The organism is Neisseria meningitidis, from assembly GCF_022869645.1.
In the GTDB taxonomy this organism is placed as follows: Bacteria; Pseudomonadota; Gammaproteobacteria; order Burkholderiales; family Neisseriaceae; genus Neisseria; species Neisseria meningitidis.
In genome coordinates this window covers 982,691-998,536 of record NZ_CP064367.1, presented here as the reverse complement: position 1 = coordinate 998,536, position 15,846 = coordinate 982,691, and the positions used below count along the sequence as shown (strand labels likewise).

Here is a 15,846-nt window from a genome sequence, read left to right as displayed (position 1 = left end):
AAGGTTTACCGTATCGCTGTGCCTTGCGGCGGCGGGATACGCGCCGTGACGGAAACATCACCTCCTAACGGGTCGGCTTGTGCCGTGTCAAGCTGCTTGAAAAAGCAGGAAAAACAATTTTCGGATTGTCTTATATTTATGGTTCGCCGTCAATGCCGTTCGGGATAAAAATGCCGTCTGAAAGACCGGGCGGGTTTCAGACGGCATCGGTACGTCAGCGGGCGGGGACAATGCCCATACGCTGTTTGAGCGGGATGTGCGGCGCGCCGAAGAGGGAGGCGTAGTAGGCGGCATTGGCCATCACTTTTTTGACATAGTCGCGCGTTTCGGAAAACGGGATGGTTTCGGCATATACCGCGCCTTCGAGGGGCGTGTCCGCCTGCCATCGGCGCGCCCTGCCGGGACCGGCGTTATAGCCTGCGGTGGCGAGGACTTCGTTGTTTTGCAGGCGGCGTTTGGTGTCCGCCATATACCACGTCCCCATACGGATATTGCCGTCGGCGGTGTAAAGTTGTGCGGCATCCATACCGATTTTGCCGGCGATTTCGCGCGCGGTGGCAGGCATAACCTGCATCAGCCCCTGCGCGCCTACGCGGGATTGCGCGCCCATAACGAAGCGGCTTTCCTGACGAATCAGCCCGTAAACCCACGCCGGATCGACATTAACATTTTGCGCGTGGCGGATTACCGTGTCTTTAAACGGCGAAATGTAGCGCAAGGTGTAGTTGAGTTTGCGGTCGGTGCGTTCCGCGCTGTTGACCGCCATATCGTAAAAACCGTGGTCGAACGCGGTTTGCGCGGCGGTCAGCAGCTTGTCTTCATCGAAGCCGCGTGTGGCGAAACGCCATTCCGCCTGAGCCTGACGGCGCATTTTCGCATCGCCGGCGGTTCGGCTGTTTCGGAACAGCACCAGCGCGCGCTTAATCGCGCCGTCTTCCGCCATACGGAGGACGCTGTTTTTGCCGGCATCGGGCACATTGTTGCGCGTATCGATTTTGCGCCCCAACTCTTCCCCCGCCAGCACCGCATAAAAATTCCTGCCCGTTGCTGCCGCCTGTTTGTAAAGTTTTTCCGCCTCTTGCGTGTTGCCCGTTGCGGCGCGGCTGCGTGCCAGCCAGTAGAGCCAGGTCGGGCTTTTTTGCAGTTTTTCGGGCATATGCGAGATTACGGAAGCCAGCTCGTCCCAACGTCGGGCGCGCAAGGCGGCGCGGGCGTACCACTCGATTTGGTCGTCGGTCAGTTGGCGGCGGTCGGCAACCTTGCCGTAATAGTCCAAGGCGGCAGGCACATTGAGGTTTTGCGACTGATAATGCCCCAATACGCCCCACGCGAAACTGCGTTGTTCGAGGCTTAAACCGCTTTCCATTTCGGACAGCAGGGCGGCGGCATTCGGCGATTTGCGTGCTTCTTTGCCGATGACGTTCAACAGGGCATATTCGCGCGAACCTTGTGTACCGCCGTCAAACGGGCTGCCCAATGCGGCGGCAAGGTTGCGTGCGTCTGTGGTTTGGCGGCCGGCCAGCAGTCCGCGCACGCGCCTCCAGGCGTCGTTGCCGTCCAACAAGCCGGATGCGGCTGCCTGTTCCAACAGTTTGGTGCAGCCCGAAGGCAGTTTGCCCGTATTTTTGACCAGTTCGGCGGCACGCGTATAGTCGTTGCGGCTCGAATCGGCGTAGCATTCGACTTCTTGGGCGCGCCCTGCCGGTTCGAGTTTGGCATATTCCTGTGCAAACAGCGTCCACTGTCTGCGCGCGCCCAAAGACTTCAGCCACTCGTTGCGGACATTTTCCGCCATCGCGCTGTCGCCGGCGTTTTCCAAATAGGCGGCGACGGCGGCATCGTTTTTCTGTTTCACTGCATCCAGTGCGGACGGGTAGCCGCCGTAATCTGCCAACGTTTTTCCTTCGGGTTCGGCAGGGCGGGTGGGAACGCTTGCCGAAAGGTCGGCAGTTTCTATATTGTCTGCCGGGGTCTTGTCGGCTGACAGTGTGTTTGTCGAAGAACACGCGGCAAGCACCAGGGCCACCAGCAGCGGCAGGGAATGCTTCAGAGAGGGTGGGTACATCGGATTTCCTTAAGAATCGGAACCCTGAACGGTCAGGGTTGGAAAAGACAAAATGCCGTCTGAACAGGCGTTTGCATGAATTATATGCCGAAACTGCACCGCCTTTGGAATGTTTCCGACATAATTTATAGTGGATTAACAAAAACCGGTACGGCGTTGGCTCGCCTTAGCTCAAAGAGAACGATTCTCTAAGGTGCTGAAGCACCAAGTGAATCGGTTCCGTACTATTTGTACTGTCTGCGGCTTCGTCGCCTTGTCCTGATTTTTGTTAATCCACTATATATTTTTCAATTATTTGCCGTTTTGGTGAGAACCGCTGCCTTTGCCCGTTTCAGACGGCATTGTCCGAAATGGTTGCCCGCTTCCTGCCTTATTGACAAAAAAACGCTTTCCCGATAATATCCTACGAAAATTAACCTGCCGATTTGACACAGCTTGCGGGCATAACAGCTAAAGCGTTCCGACAATTTCAGCTTTATCTTCCGTGCCCGTTGTGTCCGACATCGGGCTTTGTTGTATGGGAAAGACAATGATTATTTTGGACAAGGTTTCCAAGCATTACCAAACGCGCGACAAGACCCGTTTTGCCGCCGTCGAGCCGACCAGCCTCGAAATCCGCGACGGCGAAATCTTCGGGCTGATGGGTTATTCGGGTGCAGGCAAATCCACCCTGTTGCGACTGATTAACCTGTTGGAACGTCCCGACACGGGCAAGGTCAACGTCTGTGGACAAGAGCTGACCGCGCTTGATGCCGCCGCATTGCGTCAGGCGCGGCAGAATATCGGCATGGTGTTTCAGCAGTTTAATCTTTTGAGCAACCGCACCGTTGCCGACAATGTTGCCTTTCCTTTGGAAATCGCCGGATGGCCGTCTGAAAAAATCAAAGCGCGCGTTGCCGAATGCCTCGAAATCGTCGGACTGACCGAACGCGCCGGCCACTATCCCGCCCAGCTTTCCGGCGGACAAAAACAGCGTGTCGGCATCGCCCGCGCGCTCGCGCCCAAACCCCAAGTCATCCTCGCCGACGAACCCACTTCCGCCCTCGATCCCGCCACCACGCGCAGCGTCTTGGAATGTTTGGAAGACATCAACAAACGATTCAACGTAACCATCGTCATCGTAACCCACGAAATGAGCGTCATCCGCCGCCTGTGCGACCGCGCCGCCCTCTTGGATAAAGGCAAAGTCGTCGAAATCGTCGAAGTACGCGGCAACCAAATCCACGCCCGATCCGACATCGGGCGCGAACTCATCAGAGAGGACTGAAATGGCAGACCTGACCTTCCAACAAGCCGTTTCCAACATCATCGGTATGAAAGGCGAAATCGTCCGCGCATTGGGCGAAACCTTCGTCATGGTCGGCTTATCCACCACATTCGCCGTCATCTTCGGCACGCTGCTGGGCGTGCTGCTCTTCGTAACCTCCAGCCGCCAACTGCATTACAACAAGCTGGTGAACTTCCTGCTCGACAACCTCGTCAACCTCATGCGCGCCTTCCCCTTCGTCATCCTGATGATTGCGATGATACCCGCCACACGCGCCATCGTCGGCAGCACCATCGGTCCGGTTGCCGCCTCGCTGGTGTTGAGCGTGTCGGGATTGTTTTATTTTGCCCGTTTGGTGGAACAAAACCTGCGCGAAGTCCCCAAAGGCGTGATTGAAGCCGCCGCCGCTATGGGTGCGCCGCCGGTTGCCATCATCCGCAAAGTCCTCTTAAACGAAGCGCGCGCGGGCATGGTTTCCAGCATTACCGTGCTTGCCATCGGGCTTTTGTCATACAGCGCGGCGGCAGGGATGATAGGCGGCGGCGGCTTGGGCGACCTCGCCATCCGCTACGGCTACTACCGCTACCAAACCGAAGTCATCGTCTTCATCGTCGCCCTCCTCGTGCTGCTGGTCATCCTGATTCAAAGCACCGGCAACGCGTTGGCGCGGAAACTCGACAAACGTTGAACCCAAATGCCGTCTGAACGCCAAAACCCCCACCGCTATCCGAAAAATGCTATAAAATCCCCCTGTTCGCGGCAAATGCCGTCTGAACGCCGAATCCGGACGGCAGGACTCCCTGCCCGTCATTTTTGTTTGAAACCGCCACAACATCAGGAGAAAATATGAAAACCTTCTTCAAAACCCTTTCCGCCGCCGCACTCGCGCTCATCCTCGCCGCCTGCGGCGGTCAAAAAGATAGCGCGCCCGCCGCATCCGCTTCTGCCGCCGCCGACAACGGCGCGGCGAAAAAAGAAATCGTCTTCGGCACGACCGTCGGCGACTTCGGCGATATGGTCAAAGAACAAATCCAACCCGAGCTGGAGAAAAAAGGCTACACCGTCAAACTGGTCGAGTTTACCGACTATGTGCGCCCGAATCTGGCATTGGCTGAGGGCGAGTTGGACATCAACGTCTTCCAACACAAACCCTATCTTGACGACTTCAAAAAAGAACACAATCTGGACATCACCGAAGTCTTCCAAGTGCCGACCGCGCCTTTGGGACTGTACCCGGGCAAGCTGAAATCGCTGGAAGAAGTCAAAGACGGCAGCACCGTATCCGCGCCCAACGACCCGTCCAACTTCGCCCGCGTCTTGGTGATGCTCGACGAACTGGGTTGGATCAAACTCAAAGACGGCATCAATCCGCTGACCGCATCCAAAGCGGACATTGCCGAAAACCTGAAAAACATCAAAATCGTCGAGCTTGAAGCCGCGCAACTGCCGCGTAGCCGCGCCGACGTGGATTTTGCCGTCGTCAACGGCAACTACGCCATAAGCAGCGGCATGAAGCTGACCGAAGCCCTGTTCCAAGAACCGAGCTTTGCCTATGTCAACTGGTCTGCCGTCAAAACCGCCGACAAAGACAGCCAATGGCTTAAAGACGTAACCGAGGCCTATAACTCCGACGCGTTCAAAGCCTACGCGCACAAACGCTTCGAGGGCTACAAATCCCCTGCCGCATGGAATGAAGGCGCAGCCAAATAAGGCAGTCGTATAAAATGATGCCGTCTGAACCGTATCCGTGTTCAGACGGCATTTTTGTCCTTTAATCCGCCATTCCCTGCCATTCCGCCGAATCCGGCGTATCGATTCCGAACAGCGACAAAGCGTGTGCAACACTGTGCGCCACTATGTCGTCCGCCGTCTGCGGTTTGCGGTACATCGCAGGAACAGGGGGAAACACCACGCCGCCCATTTCCGTTACCCGCTTCATATTGTCCAAATGGGCAAGGTTCAGCGGCGTTTCGCGCACCATCAGCACCAGCCGCCGCCTTTCCTTCAAAACCACATCCGCCGCACGCGTCAAGAGGTTGTCGCCGAAGCCGTGCACGACCGAGGCAAGCGTCCGCATCGAACAGGGGGCGACCAGCATCCCGTCCGTTTTAAACGTACCGCTGGCAATGCACGCCCCGATATTGCCGATCGGATGCACGAAGTCCGCCAAGGCATATACCTCGTCTCTCGCATAAGCCGTTTCCGAAGCGCGCGCCATCTCCGCACCTTTCGATACCACAAGGTGCGTTTCGATATCTTGCGCGCGTAAAAGTTCCAAAGCCTTCACGCCGTATTGGAAACCGCTCGCCCCACTGATGCCGATTATCAAACGCCGTACCATCATCCGCCTTTCCCATAAAACCGCCTGCAACGGCAAACCGGCTATTATAGTGAAAAAACAGAAATCCGATAAATACGGATACAAATTGTCGGCAACACCCAATATCCGATAAAATATCCGATTTAACATCCTATCTGAATAGGCACGGGAGGGCGGTATGGCAAAAGTAAAAGGCGGATTGGGGCGCGGTTTGGATTCGCTGCTCGCCAACGGCGCAGACAACAGCAGCGGCGACCGATTGACCACGGTTGCGGTTAAAGATATCCGGCCCGGCCGCTATCAGGCGCGTGTTCAAATCGATGACGAAGCCTTGCAGGAGCTGGCAGATTCGATTAAGGCGCAAGGCGTGATACAGCCCGTCATCGTGCGCGAACACGGACTGTCCCGATACGAACTGATTGCAGGCGAACGCCGTTGGCGCGCCGCACAGATTGCCGGTCTGACCGAAATCCCTGCCGTTATCAAAACCATCAGCGACGAAACCGCATTGGCAATGGGTTTGATCGAAAACCTCCAGCGCGAAAACCTCAACCCCATCGAAGAAGCACAAGGCTTGAAACGCCTTGCCGACGAGTTCGGACTGACCCACGAAACCATCGCCCAAGCCGTCGGTAAAAGCCGAAGCGCGATTTCCAACAGCCTGCGCCTTTTAAGCCTGCCCGAACCCGTGCAGGAAATGCTTTACCAACGCCGCCTCGAAATGGGGCACGCCCGCGCACTGCTGACCCTGCCCGTCGTCGAACAGCTCGAATTGGCGCAAAAGGCCGTCAAAAACGGCTGGTCGGTGCGCGAAGTCGAACGCCGCAGCCAAGCCGCCCTTCAAAACAAACGTCCCGAGCCCAAAAAGACTGCCGCCGCCGACATCGGCCGCCTGAATGATTTGCTGACTGAAAAACTGGGTGTCAACGCCGAAATCAAAACCGCCAACCATAAAAAAGGCAAAATCATCCTGCATTTCGACACGCCCGAAACCTTCGACCATATCTTGAAGCAGTTGGGCATAGATTACCGACCTTAATTTTGCGGGATATACCGTCTGAAATATAGAGAATAGCTTTCCAGATTTTAAGTGGGAAATATAATTCTATTGACATTTTTCTGCTTCACGTAAGAATCGTTTTCCTGTTTTCATTTTTAATTTTCGAGGAAATTATGAACACACGCATCATCGTTTCGGCTGCGTTCGTTGCGTTGGCATTAGCAGGTTGCGGCTCAATCAATAATGTAACCGTTTCCGACCAGAAACTTCAGGAACGTGCCGCGTTTGCCTTGGGCGTCAGCCCAAATGCCGTAAAAATCAGCAACCGCAGCAATGAAGGCATACGCATCAACTTTACCGCAACTGTGGGTAAGCGCGTGAGCCAATGCTATGTTACCAGTGTAATCAGCACAATCGGCGTTACCACTTCCGATGCAATTTGTTTGGGAGGCGGAACGCACAAAGGCAAAAGTCAATGCAATGCTTTGCTTAAAGCGGCAGGCCGTTGCTAATCCTTTATTCGGAAAAGGTCGGCGGATTCGCATTTGGAGTGCAACTTTCCCTAACAGAAAAAGGCCAGTATGCGGTAGCATACGGCCTTTCCTGCAAGAAAGATTGCCATGAGCTACACGCAACTGACCCAAGGCGAACGATACCACATCCAATACCTGTTCCGCCACTGCACCGTCACCGAAATCGCCAAACAGCTGAACCGCCACAAAAGCACCATCAGCCGCGAAATCAGACGGCACCGCACCCAAGGGCAGCAATACAGCGCCGAAAAAGCCCAGCGGCAAAGCCGGACTATCAAACAGCGTAAGCGACAACCCTATAAGCTCGATTCGCAGCTGATTCAGCACATCGACACCCTTATCCGCCGCAAACTCAGTCCCGAACAAGTATGCGCCTACCTGTGCAAACACCACCAGATCACGCTCCACCACAGCACCATTTACCGCCACCTTCGCCAAGACAAAAGCAACGGCAGCACGTTGTGGCAACATCTCAGAATATGCAGCAAACCCTACCGCAAACGCTACGGCAGCACATGGACCAGAGGCAAAGTACCCAACCGTGTCGGCATAGAAAACCGACCCGCTATCGTCGACCAGAAATCCCGTATCGGCGATTGGGAAGCCGACACCATTGTCGGCAAAGGACAGAAAAGCGCATTATTGACCTTGGTCGAACGCGTTACCCGCTACACCATCATCTGCAAATTGGATAGCCTCAAAGCCGAAGACACTGCCCGGGCAGCTGTTAGGACATTAAAGGCACATAAAGACAGGGTGCACACCATCACCATGGATAACGGCAAAGAGTTCTACCAACACACCAAAATAACCAAAGCATTGAAAGCGGAGACTTATTTTTGTCGCCCTTACCATTCTTGGGAGAAAGGGCTGAATGAGAACACCAACGGACTCATCCGGCAATACTTCCCCAAACAAACCGATTTCCGTAACATCAGTGATCGGGAGATACGCAGGGTTCAAGATGAGTTGAACCACCGACCAAGAAAAACACTTGGCTACGAAACGCCAAGTGTTTTATTCTTGAATCTGTTCCAACCACTAATACACTAGTGTTGCACTTGAAATCCGAATCCAAGGTCGTCTGAAAATATTTTCAGACGACCTTTTATTTATTGAGCAAATTCCCCAAACTGCCGACAATCCGACCGATAAACTGCTACAATTTCGCGTTGATTTTTTATTATTTCCACGTAAAGCAAACAAATCACGTAAGAACATTAAAAGTGTAAAGAAATTGCGGACAAACTCCTTAATATCCTGTAATTATATGTAATGTGTGTTAGAATGACACCTGTCGCCGTTATTCAGGCGGCGAGCGCGGCGGATTGGGATACGTTGTTTCACAAAGATTAACATATTGCTTGACGTAATAAGGCTTCTAAATTATATTAGCCGCGCCTCAAATTCGAGGCGGAAACATTCCCTTTATGAAGCAGATTATCATCCTACAATCCGCCGTATTGTCCATATGCGCCGCAGTTGCCTTTGCCGTATGGGGTTTTGCCGGATTCCTTTCGGCGGTCGGTGGCGGTTTGTCCTACCTGCTTCCCACGTTTGTTGCAGTTTTACTTTTAAAACTTTTCAGGGGAAACCCCTTCCTGCAAAGCAGGATGTTCGTCTTCGGAGAGATTTTAAAAGTAGTGCTGTCGCTGTTGTCCATGCTCGCCGTATTTGCTGTATGGCATCAATCGCTGGTGTTCGCCCCGTTTCTGATGGGGCTGCTCGGTGTCAGCCATTTGGTTTTTTTAGTATTGTTGAGAGTGAAAGATTATGGCAGGTGAAACCATTACCGCTGCCGACTACATCAAGCACCACTTGCAGAGCTTGACCAGTTTGTCGGATGTTACTCAGGGTCAGGGACTGAAAAACATTGCTGATTTTTCGTTTATTAACCTTGATGCCGTCTTTTTTGCCGTCCTGTTGGGCGTAATCGGCAGCTTCCTGTTGTGGCGCGGTGCAAAAAAAGCGACGGCAGGCGTTCCCGGACGTTTCCAGGCCGCCGTGGAAATCTTGTTTGAGTTTGTGGACGATATGTGTAAGAGCATCATTCACAACGAAAAGTCTAGAAAAGCCGTCGCGCCGTTGGGTCTGACGCTGTTTGTCTGGATTTTCCTGATGAACGCGATGGATATGCTGCCGGTCGATTTGCTGCCGATGGTATGGCAGGGCATTACCGGCAACCATCACGCCCTGTTGCGCGTCGTACCGACTGCCGATTTGAACACCACTTTGGCACTCGCTGTCGGCGTGTTGCTGATTTGTATCTATTACAACATCAAAATCAAAGGATTGGGCGGATGGTTTCACGAGTTGTTCAGCGCGCCGTTCGGTGCAAAACTCGCACCTGCGAACTTCCTGCTGAATTTGGTCGAGTTTCTTTCTAAAACCGTATCCCACGGTATGCGGTTGTTCGGCAATATGTATGCAGGCGAGTTGGTATTCTTGTTGATAGCCTTGCTTGGCGGTGCTTGGGCGGCTTCCGGCAGCGTCGAAGTCATGGATCCGATTCTGTTTGTATTCCACATTATTGCCGGTTTGGCATGGGCGATTTTCCATATTTTGGTGATTACCCTGCAGGCGTTTATTTTCATGGCGTTGGCGTTCGTCTATATCGGACAGGCACATGATGCGCACTGATTTTCCTAAGTAGTTTGTTTTTGTAGTTTAACCTTTGTTTCTTTAAGGAGTTTAAAATGGGTTTGATTGCTATCGCATGTGGTTTGATCGTTGCATTGGGCGCACTGGGTGCCTCTATCGGTATCGCAATGGTCGGTTCTAAATATTTGGAGTCTTCTGCCCGTCAGCCCGAACTGATCGGTCCGCTGCAAACCAAACTGTTCCTGATTGCCGGTTTGATTGATGCCGCATTCTTGATTGGTGTCGCCATTGCACTGCTGTTCGCCTTCGTTAACCCGTTTGCAGGTGCATAATCAGGACGGATTCGTCCGTTCCGTACAGGCGCAGCCTGTTTGATTAACCCCAATACGAAGGTTAAGTAACGTGAATATCAATGCAACATTATTCGCTCAAATCATCGTCTTTTTCGGTTTGGTATGGTTTACCATGAAATTCGTGTGGCCGCCGATTGCAAAAGCTTTGGATGAGCGTGCCGCAAAAGTCGCCGAAGGCTTGGCAGCTGCCGAGCGTGGTAAAAGCGATTTCGAGCAGGCTGAAAAAAAGGTTGCAGAACTCTTGGCAGAAGGGCGTAATCAGGTTTCCGAAATGGTTGCCAACGCCGAAAAACGTGCCGCCAAAATTGTCGAAGAAGCCAAAGAACAGGCTTCTTCCGAGGCGGCGCGCATTGCAGCTCAGGCAAAGGCCGATGTGGAGCAGGAATTGTTCCGCGCACGCGAATCCCTGCGCGAGCAGGTTGCCGTGTTGGCTGTCAAAGGTGCCGAATCTATTTTGCGCAGCGAAGTCGATGCTTCCAAACACGCAAAACTGCTCGATACCCTGAAACAGGAGCTGTAATCTTATGGCAGAGTTCGCAACGATTGCCAGACCTTATGCAAAGGCATTGTTCGGTCTGGCTCAGGAAAAAAGCCAAATTGAGTCTTGGTTGGGCGGACTGGAAAAACTTGCGGCGGTTGTTCAGGAAGGGAAGGTGGCTTCATTGATTGACCGTCCTGAAACGAATGCTTCAGAAAAAGCAGATATCCTCATCGATTTGGTCGGTTTGAAAGACAAGGAGTTGAAAAACTTTGTTATCGTCTTGGCCGGGCAGAAACGTTTGTCGATATTGCCGGAAGTATATGCTCAATATCAAGACTTGACCTTATCATTCAACCATATCAAATCTGCCGTCATTTACAGTGCCTATCCGTTGACCGACAAACAGGTCGGCGAGTTGGCGCAAATGCTGAATAAGCGTTTCGACAGCGAGCTGAAAATCTCTGTCGAAATCGAACCGGAGCTGATTGGCGGCATAAAAGTTGAAGTGGGTGATCAGGTTTTGGATTTGTCTGTACAAGGCAAATTGAGTGCCTTGTACACGACTATGACGAATTAGGAGAGTTTTCATGCAGCTTAATCCTGCTGAAATTAGCGATTTGATTAAAGCCAAGATCGAAAATCTGTCTGTAAATGCCGAAGTGCGTACCCGTGGTACGGTGATTTCGGTAACTGACGGTATCGTTCGCATCCATGGTTTGTCAGATGCAATGCAAGGTGAGATGCTCGAATTCCCGGGTAACACTTTCGGCTTGGCGATGAACCTGGAGCGCGACTCCGTCGGCGCCGTAGTGTTGGGCGAGCACGAACATATTAAAGAAGGCGACACGGTTACCTGTACCGGTCGTATCTTGGAAGTGCCGGTCGGACGCGAACTGGTCGGACGCGTCGTTGATGCATTGGGTCGGCCTATCGACGGCAAAGGCCCGATTAATACAACTTTGACCGCCCCTATCGAAAAAATCGCACCGGGCGTGATTGCGCGCAAATCGGTTGACCAGCCGATGCAAACCGGTCTGAAGGCGATTGACTCTATGGTTCCTGTCGGTCGCGGTCAGCGTGAGTTGATTATTGGCGACCGTCAAACCGGTAAAACGGCCGTAGCGCTGGATGCCATCGTCAACCAAAAAGGTACGGGTGTTATCTGTATCTATGTCGCTATCGGTCAAAAAGCATCTTCTATTGCCAACGTGGTCCGCAAATTGGAAGAGCATGGCGCGATGGAACACACGATTGTGGTTGCTGCAACTGCATCTGAAGCGGCGGCATTGCAATATATCGCACCTTACTCCGGTTGTACGATGGGTGAATTCTTCCGCGACCGCGGCGAAGATGCCTTGATTGTTTATGACGATTTGTCCAAACAGGCTGTGGCTTACCGTCAAATTTCCCTGCTTTTGCGCCGTCCGCCCGGCCGCGAAGCCTATCCCGGCGATGTGTTCTACCTGCACTCCCGTCTGTTGGAACGTGCAGCACGTGTCAATGAACACGAAGTGGAGAAATTGACCAACGGCGAAGTAAAAGGCAAAACCGGTTCTCTGACTGCTTTGCCGATTATCGAAACCCAAGCGGGCGACGTATCTGCTTTCGTTCCGACTAACGTCATTTCGATTACCGACGGTCAGATTTTCTTGGAAACCGACCTCTTCAACGCCGGTATCCGTCCTGCAATCAATGCCGGTATTTCCGTATCCCGCGTAGGCGGTGCTGCACAAACCAAAGTGATTAAAAAGCTGGGTGGCGGTATCCGTTTGGCGTTGGCACAATATCGTGAATTGGCGGCGTTCTCGCAATTTGCATCCGATTTGGATGAAGCTACGCGCAAACAATTGGAGCATGGCGAAGTCGTAACCGAACTGATGAAACAGAAACAGTTCAGTACGTTGAATACGGCTGAAATGGCTTTGACCCTTTGGGCAATCAACAACGGTTCGTATTCTGATGTTCCGGTTGCCAAAGCTCTGGCTTTTGAATCTGAATTTTTGAGCTTTGTCCGTACCCAACATCCGGAAGTTTTGGAAGCCGTCAATGCTTCAGGTGCAATGTCCGACGAGAGCGAGAAAACGCTTGAAGCAGCCATGAAATCCTTCAAATCTTCTTACGCCTATCAGGCATAAGGCTTGAAGTGAAAGGAGTCTGAAATGGCAGTAGGAAAAGAGATTCTCACCAAAATCCGCAGTGTTCAGAATACCCAAAAGATCACTAAAGCGATGCAGATGGTGTCAACCTCTAAAATGCGGAAGACTCAGGAACGGATGCGTTTGGCGCGTCCGTATGCCGAAAAAGTGCGTATGGTGATGAGCCATCTTGCGCAAACCAATACCGATCATGGTATTCCGTTACTGGAATCTCATCGGGAAATCAGACGTGTCGGTTTTATTTTGATTACGTCTGATAAGGGTTTGTGTGGCGGTTTGAACGCCAACGTGCTGAAAAAGTTTTTGGCACAAGTTCAAGAGTATCAGAATCAAGGTATTGAAGAGGAAATCGTATGCCTTGGCAGTAAAGGTCTGATGGCGTGTCAGAGCATTGGTCTGAATGTGGTTGCCAGTGCCGTAAATTTGGGCGATACCCCAAAAATGGAAATGCTGTTCGGACCTTTGACAGAACTCTTCCAACGGTATGAGAAACATGAAATTGACAGAATCCATCTGGTGTATTCGGGTTTTGTCAATACCATGCGTCAAGAACCGAGAATGGAAGTATTGCTGCCTATCGGTGAGAACGTGATTGGCGATTCAGCTCCCAAATCACCGTTCAGCTGGGAATACCGCTACGAACCGACTGCACTTGCAGTGTTGGAATATTTGGTTCGCCGCTATTTAGAGTCTGTGGTTTATCAGGCGTTGAGCGACAATATGGCATCCGAACAGGCAGCCCGCATGGTTGCCATGAAAGCTGCAACAGACAATGCAGGCAATGCCATCAAAGAGTTGCGTTTGGTATATAACAAATCGCGTCAAGCTGCGATTACCACGGAATTGTCAGAAATTGTAGCAGGTGCGGCGGCTGTCTGATGCCGTCTGAATCCTGTACGGAAATTAGGATACGATAATGAGCCAAGGCAAAATCGTACAAATTATCGGTGCGGTTGTTGACGTGGAATTTCCACGCGACATGATTCCGCGCGTTTACGACGCTTTGAAATTAGACGAAAACGGTCTGACTTTGGAAGTCCAACAGCTTTTGGGCGACGGCGTAGTCCGTACCATTGCGATGGGCAGCTCGGACGGTTTGAAACGCGGCATGACTGTGAGCAATACCGGTGCGCCCATTACTGTGCCGGTAGGTAAAGGTACGTTGGGACGCATTGTCGATGTATTGGGAACGCCTGTTGACGAGGCAGGTCCGATCGATACCGACAAGAGTCGTGCCATCCACCAAGCCGCTCCTAAGTTTGACGAACTGTCTTCCACAACCGAATTGCTCGAAACGGGCATTAAAGTGATTGACTTGCTGTGTCCGTTTGCCAAAGGCGGTAAAGTAGGTCTGTTCGGCGGTGCCGGTGTGGGTAAAACCGTGAACATGATGGAATTGATCAACAACATCGCCAAAGCGCACAGCGGCTTGTCCGTGTTCGCAGGCGTGGGTGAGCGTACCCGTGAAGGTAACGACTTCTACCACGAGATGAAAGATTCCAACGTATTGGATAAAGTAGCTATGGTGTATGGCCAAATGAACGAACCTCCGGGCAACCGTCTGCGCGTTGCTTTGACCGGTTTGACTATGGCCGAATACTTCCGTGACGAAAAAGACGAAAACGGTAAAGGTCGCGACGTATTGTTCTTCGTGGACAACATCTACCGTTACACCCTGGCCGGTACCGAAGTATCCGCATTGTTGGGCCGTATGCCGTCTGCAGTGGGCTACCAACCGACATTGGCAGAAGAAATGGGTTGTTTGCAAGAGCGTATTACCTCTACCCAAACCGGTTCCATTACTTCCATCCAAGCCGTATATGTACCTGCGGACGACTTGACCGACCCGTCTCCGGCAACAACGTTCGCCCACTTGGACGCAACCGTCGTATTGAGCCGCGATATTGCCTCTTTGGGTATTTACCCGGCAGTCGATCCGCTTGATTCTACTTCGCGCCAACTGGATCCGATGGTATTGGGTCAAGAGCACTACGACGTAGCGCGCGGCGTACAGTCCACCCTGCAGAAATACAAAGAATTGCGCGACATCATCGCCATCTTGGGTATGGACGAATTGTCTGATGAAGACAAACTGACCGTAATGCGTGCGCGTAAAATCCAACGCTTCCTGTCCCAACCGTTCCACGTTGCCGAAGTGTTTACAGGTTCTCCGGGCAAATATGTCGCCCTGCGCGATACCATTGCCGGCTTCAAAGCCATCTTGAACGGCGAATACGATTATCTGCCCGAGCAGGCATTCTATATGGTCGGCAGCATTGAAGAAGCAGTAGAGAAAGCGAAAACCTTAAACTAAGGAGGTCGGCATGAGCATCATGCAAGTTGAGGTGGTAAGTAGCGAGCAGAAAATCTATTCAGGCGAGGCAACATTTATCGTTGTTCCGACTGTACAGGGCGAACTCGGTATTTATCCGCGACACGAGCCGATTATGAGTTTGGTGCGGCTGGGGGCTTTGCGTTTGACCGTTCTGGGCGAGGATAAAGAGGTTTTGGTTGCTGTTTCCGGCGGTGTTTTGGAAGTACAGCCTGATAAAGTAACTGTCTTGGCGGATGTTGCCGTCCGCAGTGCGGAGATGGATCAGGCACGTGCGGAAGAGGCGAAAAAAGCCGCAGAAGCGGGCATTTCCCAAGCTAAAGACGATAAGGCTTTGGCGGAGGCGCATAAAGCATTGGCTGCTGCGATTGCACAGCTCAAAACTTTGGACTATATCCGTTCGCACAAGAAATAAACTTGTTTGGTTTGGAAAAGCACGACCGTTTGGTCGTGCTTTTTATTTTCCGGATTTAAATTAAAGACTGTGTTTGGATATGGCGTTGGCAGGCATAGCCTGCTTTAAGGTATTCAATAGGGCAGCCTGCCGCCTAACCGAAACATATAGCGGATTAACAAAAATCAAGACAAGGCGACGAAGCCGCAGACAGTACAAATAGTACGGAACCGATTCACTTGGTGCTTGAGCACCTTAGAGAATCGTTCTCTTTGAGCTAAGGCGAGGCAACGCTGTACTGGTTTAAATTTAATCCACTATATCATGTATGCCGTGTTTTCAAA

The 15,846-nt window shown here is 52.1% G+C and carries 17 protein-coding genes; 15 read left to right on the top strand and 2 right to left on the bottom strand.

Going from position 1 to position 15,846, the window contains the following annotated elements:
- Positions 1-214: 214 nt before the first annotated feature.
- The gene (gene ltgA, locus IUJ45_RS05125) at positions 215-2,065 is read right to left on the bottom strand and encodes a lytic transglycosylase LtgA (RefSeq protein ID WP_002247164.1); all 1,851 of its coding nucleotides are present in this window, start codon (positions 2,063-2,065) and stop codon (positions 215-217) included.
- A gap of 529 nt (positions 2,066-2,594) precedes the next feature.
- Here ltgA and IUJ45_RS05120 point away from each other — a divergent pair.
- From IUJ45_RS05120 to IUJ45_RS05110, 3 genes are all read left to right on the top strand, one after another.
- Entirely contained in the window at positions 2,595-3,332 is a 738-nt protein-coding gene (locus IUJ45_RS05120) for a methionine ABC transporter ATP-binding protein (RefSeq protein WP_002223096.1), read from the top strand.
- Between the two features lies 1 nt (position 3,333).
- Positions 3,334-4,020 (top strand): methionine ABC transporter permease, encoded by a 687-nt coding sequence (locus IUJ45_RS05115; RefSeq protein ID WP_002246461.1) that lies wholly within the window; start codon positions 3,334-3,336, stop codon positions 4,018-4,020.
- A 158-nt stretch (positions 4,021-4,178) separates the two neighbouring features.
- Positions 4,179-5,042: a MetQ/NlpA family ABC transporter substrate-binding protein gene (locus IUJ45_RS05110; RefSeq protein ID WP_002218060.1), complete on the top strand. Its 864-nt coding sequence runs from the start codon at positions 4,179-4,181 to the stop codon at positions 5,040-5,042.
- Positions 5,043-5,103: 61 nt separating this feature from the next.
- On the opposite strand, the gene IUJ45_RS05105 is transcribed toward IUJ45_RS05110, so the two are convergent.
- Positions 5,104-5,673 carry a UbiX family flavin prenyltransferase gene (locus IUJ45_RS05105; protein WP_002246460.1) on the bottom strand — a complete coding sequence of 190 codons (570 nt, stop codon included), beginning with the start codon at positions 5,671-5,673 and terminating at the stop codon, positions 5,104-5,106.
- A gap of 157 nt (positions 5,674-5,830) precedes the next feature.
- Here IUJ45_RS05105 and IUJ45_RS05100 point away from each other — a divergent pair, with 157 nt between their 5' ends.
- From IUJ45_RS05100 to IUJ45_RS05045, 12 genes are all read left to right on the top strand, one after another.
- Positions 5,831-6,691 carry a ParB/RepB/Spo0J family partition protein gene (locus IUJ45_RS05100; RefSeq protein WP_002214806.1) on the top strand — a complete coding sequence of 287 codons (861 nt, stop codon included), beginning with the start codon at positions 5,831-5,833 and terminating at the stop codon, positions 6,689-6,691.
- A 134-nt stretch (positions 6,692-6,825) separates the two neighbouring features.
- The gene (locus IUJ45_RS05095) at positions 6,826-7,164 is read left to right on the top strand and encodes a hypothetical protein (protein WP_002219872.1); all 339 of its coding nucleotides are present in this window, start codon (positions 6,826-6,828) and stop codon (positions 7,162-7,164) included.
- Positions 7,165-7,272: 108 nt separating this feature from the next.
- Positions 7,273-8,238, top strand: a complete 966-nt coding sequence (locus IUJ45_RS05090; RefSeq protein ID WP_002246242.1) for an IS30-like element IS1655 family transposase — start codon at positions 7,273-7,275, stop codon at positions 8,236-8,238.
- Between the two features lie 377 nt (positions 8,239-8,615).
- Positions 8,616-8,969 (top strand): ATP synthase subunit I, encoded by a 354-nt coding sequence (locus IUJ45_RS05085; RefSeq protein WP_002221465.1) that lies wholly within the window; start codon positions 8,616-8,618, stop codon positions 8,967-8,969.
- Positions 8,959-9,825, top strand: coding sequence for a F0F1 ATP synthase subunit A (gene atpB, locus IUJ45_RS05080; protein WP_002214802.1), 867 nt, complete (start codon positions 8,959-8,961; stop codon positions 9,823-9,825). Before IUJ45_RS05085 ends, atpB begins: the two co-directional genes overlap by 11 nt.
- Positions 9,826-9,881: 56 nt before the next feature.
- On the top strand, positions 9,882-10,118 hold the full coding sequence (gene atpE / locus IUJ45_RS05075) for a F0F1 ATP synthase subunit C (protein ID WP_002214801.1): 237 nt from the start codon (positions 9,882-9,884) through the stop codon (positions 10,116-10,118).
- A gap of 70 nt (positions 10,119-10,188) precedes the next feature.
- On the top strand, positions 10,189-10,659 hold the full coding sequence (locus tag IUJ45_RS05070) for a F0F1 ATP synthase subunit B (protein WP_002214796.1): 471 nt from the start codon (positions 10,189-10,191) through the stop codon (positions 10,657-10,659).
- 4 nt (positions 10,660-10,663) lie between these two features.
- A complete protein-coding gene (locus IUJ45_RS05065) occupies positions 10,664-11,197 on the top strand; it encodes a F0F1 ATP synthase subunit delta (RefSeq protein ID WP_002221463.1) in 534 nt (177 codons plus the stop codon).
- 10 nt (positions 11,198-11,207) lie between these two features.
- Positions 11,208-12,755: a F0F1 ATP synthase subunit alpha gene (gene atpA / locus IUJ45_RS05060; RefSeq protein ID WP_002246458.1), complete on the top strand. Its 1,548-nt coding sequence runs from the start codon at positions 11,208-11,210 to the stop codon at positions 12,753-12,755.
- A 24-nt stretch (positions 12,756-12,779) separates the two neighbouring features.
- Entirely contained in the window at positions 12,780-13,655 is an 876-nt protein-coding gene (gene atpG, locus IUJ45_RS05055) for a F0F1 ATP synthase subunit gamma (protein ID WP_082308643.1), read from the top strand.
- Positions 13,656-13,692: 37 nt separating this feature from the next.
- The gene (gene atpD / locus IUJ45_RS05050; RefSeq protein ID WP_002247157.1) at positions 13,693-15,090 is read left to right on the top strand and encodes a F0F1 ATP synthase subunit beta; all 1,398 of its coding nucleotides are present in this window, start codon (positions 13,693-13,695) and stop codon (positions 15,088-15,090) included.
- A gap of 10 nt (positions 15,091-15,100) precedes the next feature.
- Entirely contained in the window at positions 15,101-15,523 is a 423-nt protein-coding gene (locus IUJ45_RS05045) for a F0F1 ATP synthase subunit epsilon (protein WP_002247173.1), read from the top strand.
- Positions 15,524-15,846 lie beyond the last annotated feature (323 nt).

Coding starts and splice junctions, on each gene's coding strand:
- IUJ45_RS05110 (WP_002218060.1), top strand. CDS start 4,179: ATGAAAACCTTCTTCAAAACCCTTTCCGCCGCCGCACTCGCGCTCATC.
- IUJ45_RS05100 (WP_002214806.1), top strand. CDS start 5,831: ATGGCAAAAGTAAAAGGCGGATTGGGGCGCGGTTTGGATTCGCTGCTC.
- atpE (WP_002214801.1), top strand. CDS start 9,882: ATGGGTTTGATTGCTATCGCATGTGGTTTGATCGTTGCATTGGGCGCA.
- atpA (WP_002246458.1), top strand. CDS start 11,208: ATGCAGCTTAATCCTGCTGAAATTAGCGATTTGATTAAAGCCAAGATC.
- IUJ45_RS05115 (WP_002246461.1), top strand. CDS start 3,334: ATGGCAGACCTGACCTTCCAACAAGCCGTTTCCAACATCATCGGTATG.
- ltgA (WP_002247164.1), bottom strand. CDS start 2,065: ATGTACCCACCCTCTCTGAAGCATTCCCTGCCGCTGCTGGTGGCCCTG.
- atpB (WP_002214802.1), top strand. CDS start 8,959: ATGGCAGGTGAAACCATTACCGCTGCCGACTACATCAAGCACCACTTG.
- IUJ45_RS05065 (WP_002221463.1), top strand. CDS start 10,664: ATGGCAGAGTTCGCAACGATTGCCAGACCTTATGCAAAGGCATTGTTC.
- IUJ45_RS05085 (WP_002221465.1), top strand. CDS start 8,616: ATGAAGCAGATTATCATCCTACAATCCGCCGTATTGTCCATATGCGCC.
- IUJ45_RS05120 (WP_002223096.1), top strand. CDS start 2,595: ATGATTATTTTGGACAAGGTTTCCAAGCATTACCAAACGCGCGACAAG.
- atpD (WP_002247157.1), top strand. CDS start 13,693: ATGAGCCAAGGCAAAATCGTACAAATTATCGGTGCGGTTGTTGACGTG.
- IUJ45_RS05090 (WP_002246242.1), top strand. CDS start 7,273: ATGAGCTACACGCAACTGACCCAAGGCGAACGATACCACATCCAATAC.
- IUJ45_RS05105 (WP_002246460.1), bottom strand. CDS start 5,673: ATGGTACGGCGTTTGATAATCGGCATCAGTGGGGCGAGCGGTTTCCAA.
- atpG (WP_082308643.1), top strand. CDS start 12,780: ATGGCAGTAGGAAAAGAGATTCTCACCAAAATCCGCAGTGTTCAGAAT.
- IUJ45_RS05095 (WP_002219872.1), top strand. CDS start 6,826: ATGAACACACGCATCATCGTTTCGGCTGCGTTCGTTGCGTTGGCATTA.
- IUJ45_RS05045 (WP_002247173.1), top strand. CDS start 15,101: ATGAGCATCATGCAAGTTGAGGTGGTAAGTAGCGAGCAGAAAATCTAT.